Source organism: Lamprobacter sp. (genome assembly GCF_034860625.1).
Lineage (GTDB): Bacteria > Pseudomonadota > Gammaproteobacteria > Chromatiales > Chromatiaceae > Lamprobacter.
This window is the reverse complement of sequence record NZ_JAYESN010000068.1, coordinates 1-24,670: the sequence shown is the minus strand read 5'-3', so window position 1 is coordinate 24,670 and position 24,670 is coordinate 1. Positions and strand designations below refer to the sequence as shown.

General features: G+C 60.8%; 21 protein-coding genes. 10 read left to right on the top strand and 11 right to left on the bottom strand.

The window, feature by feature from the left end; translation table 11 throughout:
• The 5 genes from VBE63_RS16570 to VBE63_RS16550 all read right to left on the bottom strand — a co-directional run.
• Positions 1-1,290: AAA-like domain-containing protein (locus tag VBE63_RS16570; protein WP_323684137.1), on the bottom strand; the 1,290-nt coding region annotated here is incomplete at its 3' end.
• A gap of 181 nt (positions 1,291-1,471) precedes the next feature.
• Positions 1,472-2,407, bottom strand: a complete 936-nt coding sequence (gene ubiV / locus VBE63_RS16565; protein WP_323684136.1) for a ubiquinone anaerobic biosynthesis protein UbiV — start codon at positions 2,405-2,407, stop codon at positions 1,472-1,474.
• Between the two features lie 14 nt (positions 2,408-2,421).
• Positions 2,422-3,417: a ubiquinone anaerobic biosynthesis protein UbiU gene (gene ubiU / locus VBE63_RS16560; protein WP_323684135.1), complete on the bottom strand. Its 996-nt coding sequence runs from the start codon at positions 3,415-3,417 to the stop codon at positions 2,422-2,424.
• A gap of 103 nt (positions 3,418-3,520) precedes the next feature.
• Positions 3,521-4,522, bottom strand: a complete 1,002-nt coding sequence (locus VBE63_RS16555; RefSeq protein WP_323684134.1) for a TIGR01212 family radical SAM protein — start codon at positions 4,520-4,522, stop codon at positions 3,521-3,523.
• Positions 4,523-4,628: 106 nt separating this feature from the next.
• On the bottom strand, positions 4,629-5,102 hold the full coding sequence (locus VBE63_RS16550) for a glycine zipper 2TM domain-containing protein (protein ID WP_323684133.1): 474 nt from the start codon (positions 5,100-5,102) through the stop codon (positions 4,629-4,631).
• Positions 5,103-5,172: 70 nt separating this feature from the next.
• On the opposite strand from VBE63_RS16550, the gene VBE63_RS16545 reads away from it, so the two are divergent.
• The 4 genes from VBE63_RS16545 to VBE63_RS16530 all read left to right on the top strand — a co-directional run bounded on the left by VBE63_RS16545 (position 5,173) and on the right by VBE63_RS16530 (position 9,633).
• A complete protein-coding gene (locus VBE63_RS16545; RefSeq protein ID WP_323684132.1) occupies positions 5,173-5,403 on the top strand; it encodes a hypothetical protein in 231 nt (76 codons plus the stop codon).
• 274 nt (positions 5,404-5,677) lie between these two features.
• Positions 5,678-6,643, top strand: coding sequence for a nitrate reductase (locus VBE63_RS16540; RefSeq protein ID WP_323684131.1), 966 nt, complete (start codon positions 5,678-5,680; stop codon positions 6,641-6,643).
• Positions 6,640-7,257 (top strand): cytochrome b/b6 domain-containing protein, encoded by a 618-nt coding sequence (locus tag VBE63_RS16535; RefSeq protein WP_323684130.1) that lies wholly within the window; start codon positions 6,640-6,642, stop codon positions 7,255-7,257. The genes VBE63_RS16540 and VBE63_RS16535 overlap by 4 nt, the downstream gene beginning before the upstream one ends.
• A gap of 117 nt (positions 7,258-7,374) precedes the next feature.
• Positions 7,375-9,633: a nitrite reductase gene (locus VBE63_RS16530; RefSeq protein ID WP_323684129.1), complete on the top strand. Its 2,259-nt coding sequence runs from the start codon at positions 7,375-7,377 to the stop codon at positions 9,631-9,633.
• A 237-nt stretch (positions 9,634-9,870) separates the two neighbouring features.
• Here the strand turns inward: VBE63_RS16530 and VBE63_RS16525 are convergent, their stop codons facing one another.
• The 6 genes from VBE63_RS16525 to VBE63_RS16500 all read right to left on the bottom strand — a co-directional run bounded on the left by VBE63_RS16525 (position 9,871) and on the right by VBE63_RS16500 (position 18,262).
• Positions 9,871-11,064 carry a dicarboxylate/amino acid:cation symporter gene (locus VBE63_RS16525; RefSeq protein ID WP_323684128.1) on the bottom strand — a complete coding sequence of 398 codons (1,194 nt, stop codon included), beginning with the start codon at positions 11,062-11,064 and terminating at the stop codon, positions 9,871-9,873.
• 4 nt (positions 11,065-11,068) lie between these two features.
• The gene (locus VBE63_RS16520) at positions 11,069-12,010 is read right to left on the bottom strand and encodes a hypothetical protein (RefSeq protein WP_323684127.1); all 942 of its coding nucleotides are present in this window, start codon (positions 12,008-12,010) and stop codon (positions 11,069-11,071) included.
• On the bottom strand, positions 12,010-13,680 hold the full coding sequence (locus VBE63_RS16515) for a UDP-N-acetylmuramoyl-L-alanyl-D-glutamate--2,6-diaminopimelate ligase (RefSeq protein ID WP_323684126.1): 1,671 nt from the start codon (positions 13,678-13,680) through the stop codon (positions 12,010-12,012). Before VBE63_RS16515 ends, VBE63_RS16520 begins: the two co-directional genes overlap by 1 nt.
• A complete protein-coding gene (locus VBE63_RS16510; protein WP_323684125.1) occupies positions 13,677-14,534 on the bottom strand; it encodes an isocitrate lyase/PEP mutase family protein in 858 nt (285 codons plus the stop codon). Before VBE63_RS16510 ends, VBE63_RS16515 begins: the two co-directional genes overlap by 4 nt.
• Before the next feature lie 79 nt (positions 14,535-14,613).
• Positions 14,614-16,911, bottom strand: coding sequence for a putative bifunctional diguanylate cyclase/phosphodiesterase (locus VBE63_RS16505; protein ID WP_323684124.1), 2,298 nt, complete (start codon positions 16,909-16,911; stop codon positions 14,614-14,616).
• 52 nt (positions 16,912-16,963) lie between these two features.
• A complete protein-coding gene (locus VBE63_RS16500; protein WP_323684123.1) occupies positions 16,964-18,262 on the bottom strand; it encodes an FIST signal transduction protein in 1,299 nt (432 codons plus the stop codon).
• Positions 18,263-18,591: 329 nt separating this feature from the next.
• Here VBE63_RS16500 and VBE63_RS16495 point away from each other — a divergent pair, with 329 nt between their 5' ends.
• The 6 genes from VBE63_RS16495 to VBE63_RS16470 form a co-directional block, all read left to right on the top strand.
• Positions 18,592-19,641, top strand: a complete 1,050-nt coding sequence (locus VBE63_RS16495; RefSeq protein WP_323684138.1) for a polyamine ABC transporter substrate-binding protein — start codon at positions 18,592-18,594, stop codon at positions 19,639-19,641.
• Between the two features lie 253 nt (positions 19,642-19,894).
• Positions 19,895-21,163 carry an ABC transporter ATP-binding protein gene (locus tag VBE63_RS16490; RefSeq protein WP_323684122.1) on the top strand — a complete coding sequence of 423 codons (1,269 nt, stop codon included), beginning with the start codon at positions 19,895-19,897 and terminating at the stop codon, positions 21,161-21,163.
• Between the two features lie 105 nt (positions 21,164-21,268).
• Positions 21,269-21,997 carry a BglII/BstYI family type II restriction endonuclease gene (locus tag VBE63_RS16485; protein ID WP_323684121.1) on the top strand — a complete coding sequence of 243 codons (729 nt, stop codon included), beginning with the start codon at positions 21,269-21,271 and terminating at the stop codon, positions 21,995-21,997.
• Positions 21,949-22,704, top strand: a complete 756-nt coding sequence (locus VBE63_RS16480; protein ID WP_323684120.1) for an MT-A70 family methyltransferase — start codon at positions 21,949-21,951, stop codon at positions 22,702-22,704. The genes VBE63_RS16485 and VBE63_RS16480 overlap by 49 nt, the downstream gene beginning before the upstream one ends.
• 99 nt (positions 22,705-22,803) lie before the next feature.
• A complete protein-coding gene (locus VBE63_RS16475; protein WP_323684119.1) occupies positions 22,804-23,460 on the top strand; it encodes a succinate dehydrogenase in 657 nt (218 codons plus the stop codon).
• A 112-nt stretch (positions 23,461-23,572) separates the two neighbouring features.
• The coding region (locus VBE63_RS16470) for an FAD-binding protein (protein WP_323684118.1) at positions 23,573-24,670 on the top strand (1,098 nt) is incomplete at its 3' end.

The following is a 24,670-nucleotide window of genomic DNA, read 5'->3' as shown; positions in this document are numbered from 1 at the left end:
ACCGCCGCCGTTGACTACTCGGTGCAGAAAGGCCATTAGCACCAGATGCGGAGCGATCTCATGATAGGGGGCGCTCTTCAACAGCGGCTCGCCGTGCTGGCGCCAGAAGTCGAGAAAGGCCGCCAACAGCCGCTCGGGATCGAGCTGGCCCTGGTCATCGAGCCAGGTCGGGCTGATGCTGGGCAGCGAGGCCTGAGGCACCAGGGCCAGGGTGCGCGGCAAGACCTCGCGGTAGATTGGATTGGCGATCTCGATGCCACCCCCACCACGCTGGCGCAACAGCCCGAGATCGGTCAGATACTCAAGATCACTAAGCGGCAGCTGCTCCAGCGACTCGCCGGCCAGCATCGGCTCGATGATGCGTCGCACCCGTTCCTCACGCAGCTTATCGGCGAGCTGATCGAGATGGGTCACACGATTGAGGATCAGATACTCCTTGGCCGCATCGATCATCGCCGCATCGATCGACCGGGTGCGATCGCGCCCCTCGGGCGAGCGGAAACAAGCCTGATAGGCCAGCGCATTGACCAGCCATGGCTGACCTTGGGTGAACGTCCAGACCTGCTGCAGCGCCTCTGGGGTGAAGACTTGACTGGTCTCTTGGGTATGCTCTTGCAACAAAGCCCGCGTTTCCGCCTCGCTGAAATCGCCCAGACGCAAGGATTCAGCCTTGATGTTGAAGGCGCTGCCGCCGGTGATCGGCGCCGCCTCAGAGCGAGCATGGATGCGATAGTCACGCAGGTCGCGCACGCTGCAGAGAATGACCGTGTTGGGGAAGGCCTGCGGACGCTGGGGGTGGCCGGCGCGCAGTTGGCGCAAGAGGGCGATGAGGGTGTCGCCGATCAGGGCGTCGACTTCGTCGAGTAGCAGCACCAGGGGTTGCGAATCAGCGCCAGCCCAATACTCGAGCAATGCCGCGAAGCGGTCGCCGGCGGCGATCTCGCGGCCCTCTGTTCTGCACCAGTCACTCGGGCGCGCATCGTCGAGATACAACTTCGCCGCACGCCCAAGCGCGCTACAGACGATCGCCATCCCTTGCTCGACCTGCTCGCGCGCGCTCTGGGCGCCTTCGATGTTGACGTACAGCGCACGATAACGGTCTTGCTGATTGAGGTAAGCCATCAACGCTAGCAAGCAGGAGGTCTTGCCGGTCTGGCGCGGGGCGTGGAGTAGGAAGTATTTTTTCTGCTCGATCAGCGCGAGCACTTCGTCCAGATCCCAGCGCGTGAGTGGTGGTAGGAGGTAATGCTCACCAGCCCGCACCGGCCCCTCGGTATTGAAAAAGCGCATGGCTACACAGCTTCTTAACTCAGTGGTCCCAGGCGCTCAAGCATAGCACCCGCCATCGACCCGACAGGAGAGCTGACGTCATGCTCGGTGCTCGCGGTTAGCGCGATCAGGCTGCCTGCCTGCAGGCACGCCTTGTCGGCTAGGCCCAGGTCTGCTCCAGGCCTTGGGCCGCCTCGACGTATCAGGCTGCCGTCGTCGCCATCCCCGCCTCGCCGTGCCAGTAGCCATCGCAGGGACCAACCGGCATCAGCGCATTGAGCTGGCTGCTAGCCTCCGCAGGCTCGAGCGCATCGCTCAGGGCTTGGTGGAACAGCTCGATCACCTGGTCCATCTGCTGCGATTGCGGGCTGATGCGCAAGATGTCGACGCCAAGCTGACGCATCGCCGGTAGCTCGGCGAGCAGGTTGACCGTCTGCGCCGATTGGGTCTGGATGCCATTGAGAACCAGGAACTGCTGATCATCCTGGGTGTTGACCACCAAACCGTCGGGGTATTCCAGACAGACATCACGACAATCGTCCTTGGGGAGATCCTTGTGCCGCGCGGTAAAGCAGCGCGCGGAGTAGGCGAGGGGGAGCCGTCCGTAGGCCATGACCTCGGTCTCGACGCCGGCGGGCCTGGTGCGCTGCATCTGCTCGAGGGTCTCGCGGGTCAGCTCGACCGGAAGCGCCCAGCGCTTGAGTCCCTGTTTGGCGAGCACGCCGAGGGTGCGATCGTTGTAGCAGTTGACACTGGGACCAATCGCGAACGGGCGACCGGCGAGCAGATGCGCGGCGCCCATGTCGTTGGCCTCGACCATGAACTGCGTCTGCTCGCAGATGGTCCGCAGGCGTTTCAGCTCGGATTCGGCCTCGAGCAGGGTCAGGGTCGAGAGCACGACCTCTTTGCCCTGTTCGGCGAGACGCTCAGCGATCGCCAGCCAGTCTTCGTACCGGACTTGATTGCGCTTCGAGCAGATGGTCTCGCCGAGATAGACGATATCGACCGGCGCTTCGGCGACCATGGCGTAGAAGGCATCGACCTGCTTCTTTGGCCAATAATAGGTGATCGGCCCGAGCGAGAGGCGTGGGCGATGGCCGCTCTGTGCAGCGGCGGTTGGGTTCTGAAGCCTGTCCATCGTTTTGATTCCCCCTATTGCCAAGGCCGGTGATAGGGGCCAAGCGTGGTCTGGGCGCCTTCGGAGACTTTGCCTAAGGCGGCGGTCCACTCGGGCTTGGGGGCGAAGCTGCTCGGGTTGCGCTCAAAGCTATCCAGTGCCTCGCGCCAGATCTTGGTGACCTGCGCGACATAGACCGGGCTGCGCTGCCGGCCCTCGATCTTCACCGCCTTGACGCCGGCGGCGACCATCTCCGGTAGGAGCTCCATTGCGTTAAGGCTGACCGCGTCCTCGATCGCATGGTCGATGCGTCCGTCGGTGTTGAAGGTGCCTTTGCAGAGAGTCGGATAACCGACGTTCTCACCTTTTGGATGGCGCTGAATCAAGACCCCACCGAGACGCGTGTCGAGTCCGCTGTCGGTCTCGATCCATTCGACATGGCTGGCCGGCGAGCAGGCGCCGTAGGTGTTCGGCGAGCGACCGGTGGCGTAAGACGAGAGGATGCAGCGGCCCTCGACCATCACGCAGAGGCTGCCGAAGGCGAAGACCTCGATCTCGACTGGGCTCTGGTCGATGACGTGCTTGACCTGGCTGATCGAGAGCACCCGTGGCAGCACCGCGCGGCGGATACCGAAGTGCTCATGGTAGAAGCGCAGCGCTTCGTAGTTGGTCGCCGAGCCTTGCACCGAGAGATGCAGGTTGAGCGCCGGGTGGGTGCGGCTGGCGTACTCCAGTACGCCGATATCGGCGGCGATCAGCGCATCAACACCAAGCTCAGCGGCGCGATCGACGGCCTGCTCGAAGCGTTTGAAGGTCTCTGGCCGAGGATAGGTATTGAGCGCGATGAACACACGCACACCCTTTCCGCGCGCGTAGCGGATACCCTCGACCATCTTGTTCGGGGCGAAGTTGAGGCCGGCAAAATGGCGCGCGTTGGTGTCGTCACGAAAGCCGATATAGACCGCATTCGCGCCGTTGTCGACGGCCGCCTTCAATGCCGGCAGATTGCCGGCTGGACAAACCAATTCCATCGTCTAGGTCACTCGTGGTTATCGTGAAACAGGTGCTTCGTCTTCCGGGCTGCGTCATCTCCCCCCCCCTGTTGCGATGCGTCATGGGCATTGGGGCGCGGCCTCAGGCGACGCGGTCGATCGCAGATGACCGGAGACGCGATTGCTCCGATGCCAGAGCCCCTTGGCAGGTGCCGCGACGGCGCAGCGCATTCTCGATGCCGTTGAGCACGATCCACTTTTTCGAGCACCATTCGGGTGCTAGCAGGATCTCGCGTTGCGCGGTGCCGGTGACGCGGTGATAGAGCACGTCATGGGGGGTGCGCTCGATGAGATCAGCGGCGATCTCGATATAGTCATCCATCGCCAGCGGCTGGTAGCCGCCACGGCTCCACTGATGCGCCAACAGGGTGTGTCGGACCACATGCAGCGGATGCAGTTTCAGTCCGTCGGTCCCCAGTGCGACGACGCGCGCGAGTGTCTCTAGTGCGGCATCACGGCCCTCACCGGGCAGGCCAATGATCAGATGCGTGCAGACCGGGATGCCGCGCAGCCGAGCCGCGCGCACCGTGCGTCGATAGTCGGCGAAGCTGTGACCGCGATTGACGCGCGCTAGGGTGCTGTCGAAGGCCGACTGCAGGCCGAGCTCAAGCCAGATCTCGTAGCCCTCTGCGCGATAGCCAGCGAGCAGATCCAGCACCGCATCAGGCACGCAATCTGGACGGGTGCCGACCGAGAGGCCGATCACATCCGGCTCGTCGAGCGCCTGCCGATAGAGGGCGCTGAGGCGAGCGATATCGTCGTAGGTGTTGGTGTAGGCCTGAAAATAGGCGAAGAAGCGCTTAGCGCCAGTGCGTTTTCGCAGCACGCGTCGGCCGGCCTCGATCTGCTCGGCGACGCTGCGCTCCGGGGCCGAACGGGTTGTGCTGGCGACCTGATGGGCGGTTCGGCTGTCGGCGTTAGGGCTGAAGGAAATGTTGTTGCAGAAGCTGCAACCACCGCGCCCTTTGCTACCATCGCGGTTTGGACAGGTGAAGCCGGCATGGATCGCCAGCTTATGCACCCGGCGGCCATAGCGGCGGACCAGATCGACGCCGAAGGTGTTGACTCGATCCGCTAAGGTCATGCCCGCTGTTAGCTCATCATCATCAATCGGTCAGGGAAAGCAGGGAACTGTCGCAAAAGTCACCTTGGTTGACATTGAGCAATGTCAACCAAGTTGGACCCTTGGGTCAGCGCACGACCCGAGCAGTACCAAAGCGATCGGTCAAAACGCGCACACGATCACCAGCCACGAACGACTCATCGGCTGCTTGAGTCACGGCCATGGTGCGGCCGTTGTCGAGTCTGACGGTGATCTCGAGTCCAGTTTGGCGTGTGACGCCTTCTTCGACTGCCGAGCCAGCGACTGCGCCGGCGAGGCCGCCGCCAATGGTGGCGAGGGTGCGACCGGTTCCAGCGCCGACCTCGTTGCCGAGGACACCACCGATGGCACCGCCTGCGAGGGTGCCGACACCGCTCTTGGTACCCTCGATCCGCACCTCGCGGACCGACTGCACGGTGCCAAATTCGACATTCTGCGCGCTGCGTGCTTGGTCACGCGTGTAGGAAGAGGCGGACATGCTGGCCGGGCAGCCGGTTAGCAGTGTGGCGGATGCCAACGCGACGAACAGGGTCAGCGCAGAATACAGCTGCTGCTTTTTCATGGTTTGTGTCCTCTGATCAATTCAGTGGGTTTAGACTTGCTGTCGGAGATTATCAGAGGCGCGGGCCCTGATGAACCAACCAACCCTTTATAAGGCTGCCAAGCCTGTCATGACTAGCCTATCGATCGCCAATGCCGACTGCGTCAACGAAAGCCGCCGCTTTGAGGCCGACATTCTGATCCGCGGTGGTCGCCTCGAGGCCATCGGCGTTGACCTGAGCGCTCGCGCCGTTGGTCGCGTGATCGATGCCGCAGGCGGCCTGCTGATTCCGGGCATGATCGACGGCCAGGTGCGCGCCTAGCGCCTGCGCTTTCGCGGCCAGCGCTGAGCGTTGTCATGGCGCAACTCGCCTAGCAACTGCTGAAATGCGGTTCTTTGATTCGATTCCTTGCTTGTCTCGGGTCATTCACCAATGATAGGCCAGCCGTTTAAGGTGACGATCGCCCTCGGTCCGATGGTCGCTATGCAGAGAGGCACCATGCATGTTCTTCCGTCCGCCGGCTGATTCCAGCCCTCCCATCCCAAGCTTCGCGATCGCGCTGTTCCAGCCTGTCCGCCTCCGGAGATCGTCGCAGATGCTGATGCTGGCGCTGGCAGGACTGCTGCTCAGCAGTGCGGCCCTAGCGAGCTCCGCCGGCTTAGTCGTGGTCAGCAGGGGCGATGCGGCCACTGCCAGTGCCGCACCGTTGCACGAAGAGCAGGGTCTGCTCAAGGAAGACAGCCAGAACTGCATGCGCTGCCACTGGATGGAGACCATGGCCTATCGTGACCGCGACACCGGCAAGATCGTCAATCTGTCGATCGATCGCGAGGCCTACAGCCATTCGGTGCATTCCGAACTGGCCTGCAGCGACTGCCACGATCGTGGTTATTCACAGTACCCGCACCGCAGCAGCAGCGCAGACGAGGCCCTGAATTGCGTCGACTGCCATGAAGGCCGGCAGGATGACGGCGCACCGAACCTGATCGGGCTCAAGCATGAATTCGAGCAGAGCGTCCACGTCACCGAGGGCGTTGATGACTTCTCCTGTTTCTCCTGCCACAACCCGCATACCTTCCATCCCATCCGTGCTGGTGATTCGATCGCACAGGTGGTTGCCGAGACCAATGGCACCTGCCTCGATTGCCATACAGAGCTGCTGACGCCAGTACCCAAAGGCCATGATTGGCTGCCTCGGCCGCAGGCCCATTGGTCCTCGGTGCGCTGTGTTGACTGTCACACCCCGCTTGAGGGTCGCATTCCCGAACGGCCATCGCACAATCTATTGGCTGCCGAGGATAGCAACCGGCTCTGCGTTGAATGTCATAGCAAGGGCTCGGCGTTGCTCAGTCAGCTCTATAACTATCGGTCTGAGCAAGCGCGCGAGGAGAAGGGCTTTTTCTCGCAGGCCATCTACAACGATGCCTATATCGTCGGCATGACGCGTAACCCTTGGATGGACTGGATCGGTCTCGTGGTGATCCTGCTGATGATCCTGGGGGTTGGCGCGCATGGCGTTGGTCGCTATCTCGCCTACCGTAAGCAGGGGACTTCACAATGAGCAGGCTTTACCTGTATCCGATCTGGCTGCGGCTCTGGCATTGGCTGAATGCGCTGCTGTTCCTGACCCTTTTGATCACCGGGGTGAGCATGCACTTCAGCTTGGGCTGGCTGATTCCATTCGATGTCGCGGTGCCGATTCACAATAGCTGCGGCATGCTGCTGAGTCTCTCTTGGCTGGTGTTTGTGGTCGGTAATCTTTGGAGTGGCAACAGCAAGCATTATCGGGTCAACCTCCGCAGGCTCCCAGGCGATCTGATCGCGCAGACCCGTTACTACTTGCATGGCATTTTTGTCGGGGCGCCGCATCCGTTCCACGTCAGCGCCGATCAAAAGCTCAATGCGCTGCAAACCCTGAGTTATATCGGGGTGATGTACGGGTTGATGCCGATCTTAGTCATCAGTGGCTGGGCCTTCCTGTTCTCGACCTCGCTGCCCGAGACCCTGTTTGGGGTTGGTACGGTCTGGATCATCGCCATCACCCATCTTGTCGTGGCTTGGATGCTTGCGCTGTTCCTGATCGTGCACATGTACATCATCACCACTGGGGAGACGCCGACGACCAATCTCAAAGCCATGGTGACGGGATGGCACAAGGAGGAATCGAGCGGCTAAGAGGGCGGCAGCGTTATCCGTAACACTGTTTATCCGTACACTGTTTATCCGTAATACGGTCGTTCGGATCCTGTCCAACGCTCGGTCATTCGTCATGCGTTCTTCGAGACTTAACCCATGAACTTCCGCTCCCTGTTCGCAACCAAGACGCGCCGCCGTGTCGCCATCCTGCTTGCCATCATCCTAGTGCCAACGGTGCTCTACAAGCTGGTCTATCCGCTGTTCTTCGATGCCTACACGGGGGTGAAGAACGCACCCCTGACCTATGATTCACGCAAGCTCAGCGATGCGGAGTTCGAGCAACTGGCCCTGGAGCTTACCAAGCAGACCCGTATCGAACGGGCGCTGGCCAGCGTGCGTCAGGATCAAGACCCCTTTGCGCGTGAGGTCAAGGCGGAGATCTTGATGAACACGCCTTCTTTTTTCGAAGAGCATGGCTACAAGCACATCAAGTATTTCCGTGAAGCTGGCATCCGTGAGTACAAAGGCCCGGAAACCTGTCTGGAGTGTCACGCGACCATCGATATCACCCACGAGGACGGGACGATCGAGACGGTCGACACCCTAGAGAACATCGTCAATACGGTGCATTTCAAGTTCCAGAGCGCGGCCGGCGGTGCCTTTTCCACCTACGGCTACGATGGCCGTCAGGTTAATGCCGAGGGCGCACGTAAGATTCCAGTGGGCAAGATCAACCGCGCCTGTGGGATACCGGGCAGCTTCTCCTGGACTGGCTGGGCTGCGCTGGTCGAGAGTAAGCCCGAGCATGCACTTGAGTCCGAGGCCCAGTCCTCACCGGTTGAAGATCAGAGCCACGCGAAAGCCGTGGCAATGCGAGCGGCAACGGACGGCAGTGAGGCTGAGCACAGATCCAGCGATGCCGTGGTGATGCGCAGTGAGGGCTGTGGTCAATGTCATATTGGCGGCAACTACCACCCCGCGACTGAAAAGATGATGCCGGTCGGCGACGTCCCGGATGTGGCCAAGCAAGGCATCGACTGTCTGATCTGCCATGCGGCTGAATACGATATGGACCAGCGCTATGTGATTCAGGACAAGAAAGGTCTGCGCTGGAACCAAGATCGCAGCATGCGCGCCGCGTTAACCGTTGGCCGCGCGACCAACCAGAACTGCCTCAACTGCCATCAGCACAACATGGGTGGCGATGCCTATATTCATAACGTGGCGGCCCAGCATTTGGGCGAGAAGCATCAGCGGCTGTTACATACCGGCGCCAAGCGTGGCAACCCCTTCAGCCCAGAGGATGATGTCCATGCCGCCGCGGGCATCAAGTGCACTGACTGCCATGAGCCCCAAGGCCATAAGATTCCGCGTGGTCGCAAGGGTGTCGACTTGGTCGCGACCGACCTGCCAGACAAGGATGTGACCTGCGAGAGTTGTCACTCGAAGACGCCACACAATCTCTCCGACCATCGCGCGCTGCTTAACGGCCATGTCGCTCGGCTCGCGTGCGAGACCTGCCATATCAAGCAGTTGCAGGATAACAACGTCGTGCTGCGTGACTGGGTGCATCCGACGTGGGATGCCGAGGAGGGTATCTGGACACCCACCGACATCTACCGCTCTGGTGAGCCTGGCAAGGGCATGATGTACCTCTGGTTCAACGGCAATGGCACCTTCCTGGCCAACGCCTTGGGCAGCAATCCAGAGGGTGATGGCAGCTATGACCCGCTGATGCAGCAGATCGCGCGTATCGACAATCCCGAGGTGATCGCAGCCGTGCGCACCCAAGCCCAGGCGCTCAAGAAGCAGTATCCGGACATCGATGTCGAGCGTTATGTCGAGCGTGCGACCGACCCACTGTCGCAGCTTTCACCCGAGATGCTCGAGAAGCGCCGCCAGATGGTCAGCGAGAATCTGCGCGCGGCGATGGAGGAAGGCGAAAGCCGCATCTATCCGTTCAAGCCCTTCAACGCAATGATGTACGAGGACATGAACAACCAGGGTCCGTTCGGGGCGATGATCTTGCCATTCGATTACGCCACCTACTACGAAACCGGCGATACGCGTGCCTCGGTGGCCAAGGCGATTCAAGATCCGATCGTCAAGCGCATGTATCAAGAGCCATTCAAGCTCTACATGATGGATGAGTTCATGGCCTACTTTGGCGTCGAGGGTGGCTGGAAGACCCTCTACCCGCTGACCGAGGATGGCCAGCTCGGGCCGCAGGTCGAGCCGCACTGGATGCGGCAGATGGGCACCTTGATGGTCAACCATGGCATCCAGCGCGAGGGGCACGGGTGCAAGGACTGCCATCAGCCCGGTGGCATCCTCGACTACGCTGCGCTCGGTTATCCGCCGGAACGGGCCGCCGAGCTATCCTCGATGGACCTCATTGAGGGCATTGAGCCTTGAGCCTATAAACCGCAGATGACGCAGACGTTCACAGATTAAAATGATGTAAAACAAGGTTTTAGCAGGTCTAATAAGGCCACCCAACAGGTGAAGCCATGATCATCTGCAATGTATTCAAATAGCTGCGTTAATCTGCGTCATCTGCGGTTGAAATGCTCTTTTTAGGTTGAACGCTGGCGTACCCGCAGGCTGACCCATTCGCTGATCAGCATCACCATTCGCTGATCAGCGTCCTCTTCATGTTCCTTCTGACTGATCGACGAGCGCGGCGACGACCAAGTCGCCCCAGACATTGAGCGCGGTGATCGGGTAGTCGAAAAAGCGATCGACGACCAAGTAGAGCGCAAGATAGGTCGGCGGCAGGCCGAGCAGATCGAGCATGAAGGCCATCATCGCGATGCCACCGCCGGGGATGCCGGCAGTGCCGGCACTCGAGGCCATGGTCAGCAGCACGATCATCAGCGCCTGCCAGAGCGAGACCTCGGCGCCAGCGAGCTGAGCCATGAAGAGCAGCAGGATGGATTGATAGAGTGCCGAGCCGTCCATGTTCAGGGTTGCGCCCAAGGGCAGGCTGAAGCTGGTGGTGGCTGGGCTGACGCCAGCGTTCTGCTCTAGGGTCTGCTTTGAGACTGGATAGGTCGCTGCGCTCGAGGCCGTTGCAAGCGCCGTGGCCAGCGCCGCGCGGACTTGAATAAAGAACGGCCAGGGATGCCGCCGACTGCCCAACCAGAGCAGCGCCGGCAGGAAGAGTAGGGCATGCAGCGCGACCGCAAGCGCGACCGCCCAGACGAAGGGTTGCAACACCAGCACCCCGGCCCAGTCCATCGTCGCCAAACTGGCGTAGACCAACGCCGCGATGCCGATCGGTGCCACCGCTAGCAGGGTGGCGAGCATGCGCATCAGCAGCGCGTTGACGGCCTCGGCACCCTTGAGCAGCTGTTGGCGTGGCGTCGGCTCCAACCCACGTGCCGCCAGAGCGGCGAAGATCGCCAGCACCACGATGTGCAGGATGTTGCCCTCACTCAGGGATGCGAACAGGTTGGAAGGCACCAGATTCGCGATCAGCTGTTCCAGGCTGAAGCCGGCGCCGAACACCTGGCGATCGCCGGCAATGGGCTCGAGCTCGAGTAACCCTGGCGCGACTCCGCGCGCGAACAGGAGCCCGAGCAGGGTCCCGCTGATGGCGGCGAAGCCGGAGGTGAGCAGATAGAAGCCCAGCGTGCGTCCGCCAAGCCGAGCCAGATCGACCCCGCGCGCCAGCGCGAGGTAGATCGAGACGAGGATCAACGGCAGGATCAGCACTTTTAGCAGCGATAAGAAAATCTCGCCGAGCCAGCCGACCCAGACCGCACCAGCCGGCCAGAGCAGTGCCAGCAGCACACCCAGCACCAGGCCGGTCGCTGTTGAGTAGAGCCTAGGCCAGATCGACATGCGGCTAAGGCTGCAAGAATGGCGAGCTTGGGCGCTCTGCGCTCAAACGCGGGATGCCAAGCACCGCAAGCAGCCGCTCGACCATCTGCTGTTGGCTGTGTCGATCGCCGTGCTCGGCCTCAATGTTGTAGTACTCGCCGAGCCGATGTTGGCTGACATAGTCCGAGAGGGAACAGTCGAAATTGGCCTGGCTGACCTGTTTGTGCATTACATTCAGGCCAGCCTCATTGAGTGCCTTGATTCGGTGTTTGAGGGCGGGATCAGACTGCAGCGGTCGCGTACCGGCGACGAAGACCAGGTTGTCCTCATCGCGCAGGCGGCCGCTGCCTTGCCCTGGATAGGCGCGCAGCGAGGGGCTCTCGCGCTCAAGCGAGATGCTGCCCGCGCCGCCGTTGCCGGTCCAACCGTTGAGGTTGTTGTGCAAGGCAAGGATTGGCCCGCGACGGCTGCGGTAATGATCCAGCACCGCCTGGCTATAGCCTGGAGCCGGATGGCGTTGCCCCGGGCAGCGTTTCGCCTCGGCGTTGGTGCGGCTGAAGTTGCGGTTTGGGTCCTGACCAAGAAAATGGCGCTGGCCACCGCTGTCGACCGCGAGCAGGCCGCCACCGTAATCGATCACCGCCTGTACCCCGACATCGAAGGCCGTGTTTTCATTGTCGTGCGGCAAGATCCAGAACGGCCCTTGCGGATGTTGCCGATGCTCCAGGATGTGGAAGCTCCAAGTGAAGCGGCCTTCGCGCACCTGCTGGTGTCGGTAACAGAGTCCGGCGCGTTCGATGTCGCTCAGGTTACGGCGGATGTCGGGCGACTTGGCATGCGCTGGCTCGATGCACTGGCTGAGGGTCATCGATGAGCGTTCCCGATGATCAGCGGCACAACTGATGAGCAGGGTGACCAAGGGCATCAGCAGGACGAGCAGCCATCGATCGCATGGGTGTCGTCTCATCATTGTGCGTCCCAACCAAGCCGTTTGAGGTTGCGAAGCACTTGCTCGCGATCGTTGTATGGGCGCTTGACCCCGGCCTGGTCGATATAAGGCTCATGACCTTTGCCGGCGATCAGTGCGACCCAGGCTTGATCAGCGGGGTAGGCGGCAAGCCGATCAAAGAGTCTGGCGATGGCCTCGGTCCGATCCAGGATCAGCGTCGGCGCTGTACTGCAGCCCGCCATCCCCTGGAGCGTATCCTCGGCGATCGCCCGCGGGTCTTCAAAGCGAGGATTGTCCGAGGTCAGAATCACATCATCCGAACCGCGGCAGACCGCGGCGCCCATCAAGGGACGCTTGCTGCGATCGCGATCGCCGCCACAGCCGAAGAGGGTGATCAGGCCGGCAGCCGGGAACGCCCCGCGGATCGCGCCAAGGATGGTCTCGAGTGCATCTGGGGTGTGGGCGAAGTCGATGACGATGGTCCGGTTCTGGTAGACATGACAGTCGAACCGTCCGGGCACCGGCCGCAGGGCTTGCCAAGGCGCTTTGGGCTCGGCGCCGAGCAGCCGGTTTGCCAACGCGCAGGCGAGTGCATAATTAGCACGATTGTGGCTTAGAGCCAGGAATGGGCGGGCTTGCAATGCCTCGGCAGGCAGCCCTCGCCGTTTCGCCGAGGCGCGTTCAGCCTCAGATTGGGTCGCTGCTGCGAGCCCAGGTACCTCGAGCCCAGGTACCTCGAGCCGAGCCACCGGCACCTCAGCCCCATGCCTGATGCGCAATTGGCGCTCGACACTGGCACTGGTGGTGAGTAACGGCACGCCTTCGCCGAGCTGCTCGAGGATCAGGGCCTTGGCAGCAAAATAGCTCGCCTCGTCGCCATGGTAGTCGAGATGATCCTGGCTGAAGTTGGTCCAGGCTGCTGCCGCGAAGCGCAGCCCATGCACGCGGCCCTGATGCAGCGCATGACTGGAGACCTCCATCACCAGCGTTTCGGCCCGATCGCGGTAGTGATCGAGAATCCGCCGCAGCTCGATATAGGGCGGTGAGGTGAAACCAGTCTCGGCAAGTGGTTGGCCATTCAGCGATAGACCCAAGGTGCCGATGCTGAGCACGCGACGACCCTCAGCGAGCAGCATCGACTCCAGGTATTTGAGGGTCGTGGTCTTGCCGTTGGTGCCGGTGACACCGGCGATCTGCCACTGCTGTGGTCCTTGCGGATAGAAATGATCGCAGAGTCGTTCCAGGGTCTCGCCCCAGGCGTCTGGCGCGGTGACGAAGACCGGGCGCCCAGCGAGAAATCCCGTCGGCCATTGCCATGACCCAGGCTGACATGACCCAGGCTGACATGACTGAGTCTGGCTTGATTCATCCTTTTGTTCCGAAATCAGGGACTGCTCCTGCTCTAAATATCGATCCTGTCCCTGCCCCTCATGACCATGATCATGATCATGACTGCCATCGAGCGCGCGATTGATCACCAGTGCGCCGAACGGGCAATGCGCCAGATAGCGCTCGATGATCTCGGCATCGCTCTTGCCATCATCAAAGCGCTGGAAACAGAGGATCGAGCTGGGCGTGCAGCGATCGGCGCGCCACTGGATGTCGGTCAGTGCCTCAGTGTCGAGTGCATCGAGGTCAGGGGCCTGCGCGAACCGACAGCTGTTGAGAACCTGTCTGAGGGATTTCACCGGGCAAACCTTGCCGCTTGGGCGTCATAGGCGTCAAAGCCGAGCCGCTGGCGCACCTCGGCAAAGGTCATCAGTTGCTGTGGATGGCGCCCAGCCTTGAAGTCGTTCAGCGCATCGGCCATCGCCCGCATGGCCGCTGAGAGCAGCGTCAGTGGATAGGCTGCGATTCGGTAGCCAAGCGCCTCCAGCTCGGCCGGCGGCAGGATCGGCGTGACACCCCCTTCAAGCATATTCGCCAGATGGATGCCGGGTGCTTCCCGGCAGAGGATGGCCATCTCCTCGCGGGTCTCTGGCGCTTCGACAAAGAGGAGATCGGCACCCAGCTCACGGAAACGGTTGGCACGCTCGATTGCTTCATCCAGTCCGAGCAGCGCGCGCGCATCGGTGCGCGCCAAGATCAGGATGTCGGCGCCGGCCTCGCGGGCTTCCACCGCAGCGCGAATGCGGTCGAAGGCCTCCTCGCGCTCGACCACGGCCTTGCCGAGGGTATGGCCGCAGCGCTTGGGCGCGATCTGATCCTCGAGCATGATCGCGGCAAAACCGGCCTTGGCGAAGCCGCGCAGGCTGCGCTGCAGATTGAGCGGATTACCGTAACCTGTGTCGCCATCGCCGATCACCGGAATGTTGACGGCTTCGATGATGTTGCGCCCTTGATCCAAGACTTCGGCATAGGACAGTAGCCCGGTGTCAGGCGCGCCAAGCCGGTGCGCGGCAGCGGCGAAACCGGACATGAAGGTCAGTGGAAAGCCGGCCTGCTCGATCAGCGTTGCGCTCAGCGCATCGCCGCAACAAGGCATCGGGATCAGATGGCCCTGGGCGAGCAGGGCACGGAGTCGATTCGAGGCAGTGGTCATCGCTTGATCACCATTGTCGACTTCCCGATGATCGCCCAGCATTGGCCTTCAAATCGGGAAGAAGTTGATGGACAGTTGCTTACTCCGCTGCGCTTTCCCAGGGCCGTTGACGGAACATGGCCTCTGCTGCGCTCGCCTCGACCGGTGGTGAAAACAGATAGCCTTGGCCGGCATTGCAGCCGAGCTGCTGCAGGGTGGCGAGCTGCTCGGGCGTCTCGATACCCTCAGCGATCACTTGTTTCTCCAAGGTCTCCGCGAGGCGCAAGATGGCCGTTACGATGGCGGCGGTCCGCGGTTCGCTAGTGAGCGTGTTGACGAAGCTGCCATCGATCTTGATGCTATCGAACGGGAACTCATGCAGATAGCTGAGCGATGAGTAGCCGGTACCGAAGTCGTCCATGCTCAGTTTGAAGCCCTGTGCGTGCAGGCCTTCCATGCCGGCCAAGGCGAGTGCCTTGTCGGTGAGGATGGCACTTTCGGTGATCTCGATATTGATCAGTGCTGGCGGGCAGCCGGCCTCGGCGACCAATTGGCTCGTCTCCTCGGCGACCTCGCTGCTGATGAACTGGCGACCGGAAAGGTTGACGTTGACGATGGGTGGCCGGGTGAATTCGGTTGCCCAGGCTGCGGCTTGACGACTGGCTTCGCGGAGCACAAAGCGGCTGATATCCAGGATCAGCAGGGTATCCTCGGCCAGCGGGATGAAGCGGTCTGGTCGCACCAGTCCATGCTGTGGATGACGCCAGCGCACCAATGCCTCGAATCCGGTGATACGGCCGTCCTTGAGTCGAAGGATGGGTTGGTAGAAGAGCGTCAGCTCCTGCGTGCTCTCCAGCGCGCGCCGCAGATCGCGCTCCAGCTCCATATCGGCAATGGCGCGCGCGTGCATGGCGGGATTGAAGAGCGCGTAGCGCCGCTCGCGGCCGTCATGACGTTTCGCCTGATACATCGCGATATCGGCATCGCGCAGCAGTGCCTCGGGCTGGCTGTAGCTCGCGTCCGCTAGCACGATGCCGATGCTGGCGCTGGTGAAGATTTCCTGGCCACTGACGGTGAAGGGAATCAATAACGCCTGTTCAATGCGTGCGGCCATGGCTTGCGCGTTGTGCGCGTCGCTGATCTTGTTAGCGAGGATCAGGAATTCGTCGCCGCCGAGTCGGGCGATGCTGTCGTCCTTGTGCAGTTGGCTGGTTAAGCGCTGGCCGATGGCTACCAAGAGTCGGTCGCCAAGACTGTGGCCCAGGCTATCGTTGATGGTCTTGAAGCGATCAATATCCAGGAACAGCAAGGCGAACTGATAGCCCGGCTCTTGGCGCTGGCGCTCGAGTGCCTCGCCAAGGCGTCGATACATCAGGGCGCGATTGGGCAGTTGAGTCAGCTCATCGCGAAAGGCGTATTGGCGCAGCTGCAGCTCGACCTTCTTGCGCTTGCTGATGTCACGCCCGATAAGCAGCAGTCGACCGCGCTGGATGGCGCCGATGCGCGTGAGGCGTAGCTCAACCCAAAACGGCTGCCCAGCAAGCGTGCGCAGGCGACATTCGAGCTGCTGGGTGCGGCCGCAGAGCGCTCGATGCCAGCGCCGACGCCAAGCTCGTGGATCAGGATCGGCGAGCCAACTGATGATGGGACGCTGCTGCATCTGCTCGAAATCGGCCCCGAGCAGGCGCAACGCTTGTTGATTGGCCTCGAGCAACTGATTGTTCTGTGCGTCGATGATGACGAAGGCGTCTTGGGCGCTCTCGAACAGGGTCCGGTAGTCGATCTCGGCGCTGTGCAGCGCGCGTGTTGCGCTGCGTTGCTCGGTCAGTGCCAGGTAGACCGCAAGCACGGCTTCCGCGATCGCTTGATCGCCCGTCTCGAAGGCCAGCTCCACCCCGCCCAAGAGTTGGCGCCGATGGCCAAGCAACAGCATGCGGTCGCTTTTCGTCGAGCTCGCCCATAGCCAGCGTTGCAGGCCATGGGCAGCAAGCGCTTCATCGACCTTCGTTGGGATCTGCTCGGGTGCCGAGCTGATGGCCTGCTCTGGCAGAGGTGCGGAGAGCGGCAGTTGGAACGCCGCATCCAGACCGAGGGCGTGCTCGACCAAGAGCCGGTTGTGGCGCATGCCTGATAGGAGTGCCGCGCAGTCGACCTGGAGAACTTCCACCAGTAGGGCGACCAGTTTCTCGCCGAGCCAGTGGTCTGGTGCTTGGTCTGAGGGCTCCTGTCCCTCGAGCCGGTACAGGCGCTGAATGATGGCGGCGATGATGCGCTGGCGTTGCGCATCGCGGCGCGCGCTCCTGAGCTCGGCTTGAGCTCGCAGCAGACGCGATCCGATCTCATCAGATTGCTGGCGGTAGAAGTCGATCACCTCTTTCGCTGTTTGCACATCGTCCATTGGCTGTTGCTCGATCAATGAGGTTCAGTCGGGGCGGTGATGGTCGATCGTTTTAGCAGGCTTCTCCCGGGCTGTCATCCGGCGTGGTTGTGAAGACAGCGAGCACGCCGGTCCAGTCGAGCGGTCGGCAACGATCCCGAATGGGGGCGATCTCGACGCCAGAGAAGAATCCCAACAGTGGGCAGCGAGCACCGACCAGGGTGCGCACGGGTGCGGATTCGTCCTCATCCAGTCCGTTGAACGCCATCGCCCGGCCTATGCAGTCGATGTAGAGGCCAAACTCCAGCCTGGCGTCGCCGAGCTCCGCGAGCAGCCGCTCGGTTTGTTCTCGGGCTGAGTCAATCATGCGGTCTGTGTCGATGTCCATCAGCTGGACCCGTGTGCCTACCCTAAAATCCGCCTCGAACAGGATCAAGGCTCCAGATGCAGCGTCAGCGCCGACCACCAGCCGGTTGTTGTAGGCATCGTCGGAAAAGGGTGCGTAGGGCGCGCCTTGCTTTTCGCCAAGGGCCAGTGGGAGCGTCGCAGGGGAGAGCTGCGCGATCTCGGCCAGCGGGATCTTGAGGCGCTCGGCTGCGACCTCGAGGGCAGGCCGACCGTCAAGCTCGAGCACACGGGCACCCTCGATGCGCGTGATGGTCATGAAATCGCTGGCTGGGTAGCAGCCATGGGTGATGCGAATATGACTGCGAAGCCTCGCTGGCAGCACCAAGGCGACGGCGGTATGTTGGCATGGCGCCTGGCCATCGAAGACAACGCTGATCTCCATGTTCAGATCGCCGAGGGTGCCCGCACCAATCACGGCAGCCTCAAGATCGCCAAGCCCGTCATGGAGACCATCGACCAGTGGGCTTGCGACATGCAATTCGCGCGGGGATACCGTATGCAAGGAGTCGTAGAGGAGCAGGATGGTGGTGGCCTCAGGGCAGGCATCGCGCAGCGCGGTGCCGAGTCGTTTCCCCGTCGCGCGCATATCACAGAGCCCGGTCTCAGCGACGATGGCCCCAGGCATCAGCGATGGGCCGAAGAGGATGAGCCCGCACTCGAAGCCGGAGAGGCTGGTCCCGTTAGCGGTGATCAGGCCGGCGGTGCTACCGCCCACCACGGGGATGTCGCCCAGCACAGTGCGCAGGCCTGCAAGCAACGCCACTGGGTCATGCCGTCCACCGCCGAACGCCAAGGCCCAACTCGCCTCTGTCCCGAGCTGATCACTGGCCTCTTGAGCGGCCTGCTGGGCCGCGGTGAAGGCATCGTTATGGCTCGCCTCAGCAAAGGCTAGGTTGCGCGCGTTTGACATCATGAGGTCGATCAATTGAGGGAGGAAGGCCAGTGTGGCGGAGAGGGAGTCCACTGACTAGCCTGCTTGACCTCCTAGCCATACCTTAATGTTAGTCTGCCTGAGGCTGCCGACAAGCTGATTTTTGCGTTGGTGGGTTGAATTTGTGGCCTGATTTCAAGATCGGAAACATCGGTCGGATGGGGCTATACTCAGAGCGCAGTCGGGGGGCTCTAAACAGTTATATAGGGTTTTCTTTCAAGCGCAGTTTAGTAGCATGGCGTCTTCTTTCGGTCGTCGTCGCTGTTGTCTTCGTTTAGGGGGTTACAACCTTGTTGATCACGCTTGGTGCTCGTCGTCTTCGTCGTCTGTTTTCGCGCTCGCTACTCGCGACAGCCTTAGCCATGCCGGCTGTGGCGCTGGCTGAGACGCAGCAGGTGCATCTCTACAATTGGAACGACTACTTCGCCGAAGACACGTTGTCTGGCTTTGCCGAGCAGACGGGGATCGAGCCGGTGTTGGATGTCTACGACTCCAATGAGGTTTTGGAGGCCAAGCTGTTCGCGGGCAGCAGCGGCTATGATCTGGTGTTTCCAACCGCGCGGCCGTTCGCGGCACGTCATCTCGCGGCGGGACTCTATCGACCCTTGGACAAGGCGCAGCTGCCAGGGCTCGATCAGCTGGACCCGGCCATCATGGCCAGTCTGGCCGAGATCGATCCGGACAATGCCCATCTGGTGCCCTATATGTGGGGCACGTCCGGTCTCGGGCTGAATGTCGAGAAGGTGCGCGCGGTGCTCGGCGAGGATGCGGAGTTGGATACCTGGGCGCTGATCTTCGACCCGGACCAGGCCGCCAAGCTGGCCGCTTGCGGGATCAGTCTGTTAGACGACCCGACCGAGGTCTTCTCGGCCGCGCTGGTCTACCTGGGCAAGGACCCGAACAGCCTTGATCCGGCGGATCTGGATGCGGCCACCGAGCTGTTGAACAAGGTGCATCCTCATATCCGCTACTTCCATTCGTCGCAGTACACCAGCGATCTGGCGACCGGCGACCTCTGCGTCGCGCACGGCTATTCCGGCGATGTGCTGCAGGCGCAGGCGCGTGCCGAGGAGGCCAAGGGGCCGGAGATCGCCTATCTGATCCCACGCGAGGGTGCGGCACTTTGGACCGACGTGATAGCGATCCCGAAGGATGCGCCGAATCCCGCCGCGGCCCAGGCCTTCATCGCCTATCTGCTGCAGCCGAAGGTCATCGCCGAGGCCTCGAACTATGTCTACTATGCCAATCCGAATTTAGCCGCGACCGAGTTTCTCGATGCCGAGCTGCGTGATGATCCGGGCATCTACCCGCCAGCGGCGGTCAAGGCGCGGCTGTTCGTGCCGACCGAGCGCTCTGACCGCGAGATTCGCAACCTGAATCGGCGCTGGACGCGGGTCAAGGCGCAGCGCTGATGGACAGCGTTGAAGACGGACTGAAGCAGCAAGGATCGCTGTTCATCCCTGTGCATCCGCGGTTCTTTTAAACCAGGCTGTCGTTGCCTATGACGTCCATCGCGCGTCGCCACCCCGGACGATGACGTGCTGGTTTCACGGTCATGAGTGGCCAAGTCCCGCGCCCTGATACAAGTGTTGTCGACACTTGCCTGAACGGTCCAAGTCGCCGGAGGTTGAGCAGCCCAAGATGCCTGGTGTAGCGCCGTCCATCATGCCTGAGGGTGTACAGCCCATGATGCCCGAGCCCTGGCAGGACCCGCGCGCGGCGCCCTATGTGCGCATCGAGCGGGTGACCAAGCGCTTCGGCGAGGTCTATGCGGTTGACGACCTGAGCCTAAATATCTACCGCGGCGAGTTCTTTTCGCTGCTCGGCGGCTCCGGCTGTGGCAAGTCGACCTTGCTGCGGCTGCTGGCGGGGCTCGAACGGCCGACCTCCGGGCGCATCTATATCGATGGGGCCGATGTGACCCATCTGCCGGCCTATGCGCGGCCGGTGAACATGATGTTCCAGTCCTATGCGCTGTTCCCGCACATGAACGTGGAGCAGAACGTCGCCTTCGGGCTCAAGCAGGAGGGCATGCCACGGCAAAAGCGTGGCGAGCGGGTTAGTCAGATGCTCGACCTGCTGCAGATCAGCGAGCTACGGCGGCGCAAGCCGGAACAGCTCTCGGGTGGACAGCGGCAGCGCGTCGCCCTGGCGCGCAGCCTGGCCAAGCAGCCCAAGCTGTTGCTACTCGATGAGCCCCTGGGTGCCCTGGATAAACGCCTGCGCGAGAGTACCCAGTTTGAGCTGGTCAATCTGCAGGAGCGACTCGGCATCACCTTCGTCACCGTCACTCATGATCAGGAAGAGGCGATGACCATGTCGACCCGGATCGCGGTGATGCGTGCCGGCCAGATCCTGCAGGTCGACACGCCGACCGCGATCTACGAATACCCCAACTGCCAGGCGGTCGCGCGCTTCATCGGCTCGGTCAATCTGTTCCCGGGCAAGGTGGTCGCGGTTGAGGGGAATCAAGTACGTGTGGCCTCGCAGCTCGGGCCGATGATGCAGATGCAGGCCTTTCATCCATTCGCGATTGGTACGCCGGTGAGTGTTGCCGTGCGCCCGGAGAAGATGCGTCCTTGTGATCCAGGTAAGCCTGATAGCGCTGGGCGCGGAGCGAACGCGGCTCATTCTGAGGATGGTGGTGTTGGAGTCAATCGCCTGGAAGGCGTGGTCGAAGACATCGCCTATCTCGGCGATGTATCGATCTATCGAGTACGGGTGCAGGCGAGCGCGCAAGCGGCACTTGGGGCTAATATCGATGCTAACAACGCTAATGCCGACACAGATGCCGGCCCTGAAGACAGTCCAGGCTCGGTGATCGTTGAGATGACACTCACCAACATTCAGCCACGGACCGAGCAAGCCATGCCCTGGGGGCAGCGTGTGGTGATGGAATGGTCACCTACTAGCGGTGCCTTGCTGATCGATTAATGGCTCTCTTCACTTTTGCTCAGCGAGTATCCGTTGAGCTTCTATAGTGGCTATATCCAGATGTCGGGGCGAGTATCATGATCAATACAAACATAAGGGTCTTGGATGATGTTGAGTTCCTTGGTTAGCAGAGGCTTTGAAGTACTTGCCCTTCATCATGCGGAGGCAATACTGATTCACGATATGCCAGAAGCACTCGCGGAAATTGAAGAGGTACTTGGCGAAATTGAAATTCCTATTGAGGAACTTGTACGCGGCGGTGGTGGGGAGAGCCCGCTCACTCAACGTATGAGGCGTGCTTTGGCGCAATGCGGCTGGAACAAGCATAATTTTGAAATAAAGAAAATCGTGGACGGTGAGGAAAAGGAGTCAATATCGCATGAAATTGATCATGTTAAGCGATTTTTATCGGGTATTTTTGCTCTTGAAATCGAGTGGAACAATAAGGATCCATTTTTTGATAGAGATCTGGAAAATTTCAAGAGGCTGCACGCAGATGGTGTCATATCGATCGGAGGAATCATCACTCGAGGTACCTCCTTGCAAAATGCTTTACGGGAGAGGGTCGCAGGATTTGCGCGAGATCATGGTATAATAAGTACAGATAATCTTTCAGAATATTACAGTCCGACAAGTCGACAGCTTACCAATATAGAAAGAGCTGTAAAAACTGTAGGTTCTTTTGATGAAGGGTGGGCGCGTGCTTTTGTTTCAGATAAATTTGGAGAGGCAACAACGCACTGGCGGAAACTTGAAGATCGTGTGCGGCGAGGTGTTGGAAATCCTTGTCCATTGCTTCTAATTGGAATACCGGAATCAGTTCTGATTGGATAACCATTAGTGAAATGAATATGGTCGGAAAAGTATATAGCATCGCTGAGCCAAATCCCTCAAAAGATTTGATTGAGAAAGTCACGAGTCAGTACTCGACTATATTGGCAGATCCGCCTTGGCAATTCCAAAATCGGACCGGCAAAGTAGCTCCTGAGCATCGGCGTTTATTGAGATATCCAACGATGGAGGTTAAAGAAATAATGGATCTCCCGGTTTCTCAGTTAGCTGCTGCAAAGTCTCATCTTTATTTGTGGGTTCCGAATGCACTTCTCATGGAAGGCCTTAAGGTGATGGAGGCGTGGGGCTTTACCTATAAGACAAATCTTGTATGGTACAAAGTCCGTAAAGACGGAGGCCCCGACGGGCGGGGTGTAGGGTTTTACTTTCGCAATGTCACAGAGTTGATTCTGTTTGGGGTTCGGGGGAGCATGAGAACACTTCCGGCGGGTAGAACCCAGGTAAATTTATTTGCTACGCGTAAACGCGAGCATTCACGAAAGCCAGACGAGATTTACGATTTAGTTGAGGCGTGCTCACCGGGGCCATATTTGGAGCTTTTTGCACGCTTTAGGCAACAGGGTTGGCATCAATGGGGGAATGAAGACGTGGAAGAAAACTCACTGTATGGGGTGGCTAAGCGTAATGGACATGCTGACCGACAGCTTAGGCTATTGGAGTCGCCAAAAGGCTACAAGGCGGCGGAATAGCTTTTGATCGCTTCGCCTAACAAGTCCATGCGGCCGACTCTCATACCTCTGCACGGCTTGTCGCTGGCGTTAAATAAAACATGGCAGCCCGGGTTTGCGATGTCAGCCTCGATCCAAAATCCCCACTTTCTGCTGCGCCGACTGCATTCGCTGCTCGGTCTGGTGCCGGTGGGCGCCTTCCTGATCTTCCATCTCTGGGAGAACTCGCAGTCCCGCTTCGGTGCGACACACTACAACGAGGAGGTGGTGGGTGCGCTGCAAGGGCTGAACTATTTGCTCCTGCTCGAGCTTTTCGTCATCGCCTTGCCGCTGCTGTTCCATGCCGGCTATGGGCTGCTGATCATCCGTGACGGGCAGGCTGAGCCGCGCCGTTATGGCTATCTGCGCAACTGGCTGTACTGGCTGCAGCGGATCTCTGGCCTGGCCTTGATCCTGTTTCTGCTGCTGCATGTCGGACTGACTCGGATTGCAGGGCTGGTTGATCCGGCGATCAGTGCGGATCTGTTTGGCCACATGCAGCAGGCGCTGTCGCAGCCGCTGATCTTCGCGCTCTACCTCATCGGCGTGCTGCTGGCGGTGTTTCATCTGGCGAACGGCATCGCCACCGCCGCCATCGTCTGGGGGCTGACCAGTCGTGCCGAGGCGCAGCGGCGTTTCGGCTGGTTTTGCGCTGGGCTTGGGCTGCTGCTCGCAGCGCTCGGGGTGCATGGGCTGATCGGATTCTTGATCGCGCCGGGCGCCGGAGTCACGACATGACGGTTGCCTGCATCAGTGCCGCTGGGATGAATGCGGCAGGTCTGAATGAAGCCGGTATCAATGCTGCCAGCCTGGATGTCGCCAGGAAGCAGCCAGCAAGAGTACAGCAACGATGAAGGGATCTGACACCGGGCCGCAGGTGATCGTGATCGGCGGCGGCCTCGGCGGTCTCTGGGCAACCCTGAGCATCGCCGAGGCCGGGCATCGGGTGATGCTGTTTTCGCTGTTCGAGGTGATGCGCTCGCATTCGGCCTGTGCCCAGGGTGGCATCAATGCGGTGCTCGATATGAAGGGCCAGCGCGATAGCGTGCAGCAGCACATCGTCGATACCATCAAGGGTGGCAGCTATCTCGCCAATCAACCGCCGATCCAATCCATGTGCGAGGACGCGCCGGGGCTGATCCGCACCTTCGAGCGCATGGGCGTGACCTTCTCGCGCACGCCTGAGGGGTTGCTGGACCAACGCCTGTTCGGTGGCGTCAAGCACAAACGCACCTGCTTTGCCGGTGCCAGCACCGGTCAGCAACTGCTCTATGGCGTCGACCAGCAGGTGCGTCGGCTGGAGACCGAGGGCAAGGTTGAGAAGCAGGAGTGGTGGGAGTTTCTCTCGATCGTCAAGGATGCCGACGGCGTCTGTCGCGGCATCGTTGCGATGGATCTGCGCAGTCTCGAGGTGCGCGCCTTCCACGCTGATGCGGTGGTCTTGGCCACCGGTGGGCTGGGGCAGATCTATGCGCCCAAGACCACCTGCTCGACCAACTCGACCGGCGCCGCCGCGAGTCGTGTCTACCAGCAGGGTGCGCGCTTTGCGAATGCCGAGTTCTTCCAGTTCCATCCCACGGCGATGCTGGGCGAGGATAAGACGCGTTTGATGACCGAGGCCGCGCGAGGCGAGGGCGGTCGGGTCTGGGTGCCGAAGGACCCCAACGATCGGCGCGAGCCGCTGCGTATCCCCGAATCCGAGCGGTTCTATTTCCTTGAGGAATGGTACCCGACCTACGGCAACACGGTGCCACGCGATATCGCCTCGCGCGCGATTTGGAAGGTGACGCGTGAGTTGGGTCTAGGGGTCGGTGGTGCTGGTGCCGCTGGTGCTAGTGCTAGTGCTAGTGCTAGTGCTAGTGCTAGTGCTAGTGCTAGTGCTAGTGCTAGTGCTGGTGCTGGTGCTGGTGCTGGTGCTGGCCGTGTCTATCTCACTGTCTTAGTCTCT

What these genes read in the sequence shown, in the direction of transcription:
- ubiV (WP_323684136.1), bottom strand. Translation starts at nt 2,407, where the DNA reads ATGGACAGGCTTCAGAACCCAACCGCCGCTGCACAGAGCGGCCATCGC.
- ubiU (WP_323684135.1), bottom strand. Translation starts at nt 3,417, where the DNA reads ATGGAATTGGTTTGTCCAGCCGGCAATCTGCCGGCATTGAAGGCGGCC.
- VBE63_RS16555 (WP_323684134.1), bottom strand. Translation starts at nt 4,522, where the DNA reads ATGACCTTAGCGGATCGAGTCAACACCTTCGGCGTCGATCTGGTCCGC.
- VBE63_RS16550 (WP_323684133.1), bottom strand. Translation starts at nt 5,102, where the DNA reads ATGAAAAAGCAGCAGCTGTATTCTGCGCTGACCCTGTTCGTCGCGTTG.
- VBE63_RS16545 (WP_323684132.1), top strand. Translation starts at nt 5,173, where the DNA reads ATGAACCAACCAACCCTTTATAAGGCTGCCAAGCCTGTCATGACTAGC.
- VBE63_RS16540 (WP_323684131.1), top strand. Translation starts at nt 5,678, where the DNA reads ATGCTGATGCTGGCGCTGGCAGGACTGCTGCTCAGCAGTGCGGCCCTA.
- VBE63_RS16535 (WP_323684130.1), top strand. Translation starts at nt 6,640, where the DNA reads ATGAGCAGGCTTTACCTGTATCCGATCTGGCTGCGGCTCTGGCATTGG.
- VBE63_RS16530 (WP_323684129.1), top strand. Translation starts at nt 7,375, where the DNA reads ATGAACTTCCGCTCCCTGTTCGCAACCAAGACGCGCCGCCGTGTCGCC.
- VBE63_RS16525 (WP_323684128.1), bottom strand. Translation starts at nt 11,064, where the DNA reads ATGTCGATCTGGCCTAGGCTCTACTCAACAGCGACCGGCCTGGTGCTG.
- VBE63_RS16520 (WP_323684127.1), bottom strand. Translation starts at nt 12,010, where the DNA reads ATGAGACGACACCCATGCGATCGATGGCTGCTCGTCCTGCTGATGCCC.
- VBE63_RS16510 (WP_323684125.1), bottom strand. Translation starts at nt 14,534, where the DNA reads ATGACCACTGCCTCGAATCGACTCCGTGCCCTGCTCGCCCAGGGCCAT.
- VBE63_RS16505 (WP_323684124.1), bottom strand. Translation starts at nt 16,911, where the DNA reads ATGGACGATGTGCAAACAGCGAAAGAGGTGATCGACTTCTACCGCCAG.
- VBE63_RS16495 (WP_323684138.1), top strand. Translation starts at nt 18,592, where the DNA reads ATGCCGGCTGTGGCGCTGGCTGAGACGCAGCAGGTGCATCTCTACAAT.
- VBE63_RS16490 (WP_323684122.1), top strand. Translation starts at nt 19,895, where the DNA reads ATGCCTGAGGGTGTACAGCCCATGATGCCCGAGCCCTGGCAGGACCCG.
- VBE63_RS16485 (WP_323684121.1), top strand. Translation starts at nt 21,269, where the DNA reads ATGATGTTGAGTTCCTTGGTTAGCAGAGGCTTTGAAGTACTTGCCCTT.
- VBE63_RS16475 (WP_323684119.1), top strand. Translation starts at nt 22,804, where the DNA reads ATGTCAGCCTCGATCCAAAATCCCCACTTTCTGCTGCGCCGACTGCAT.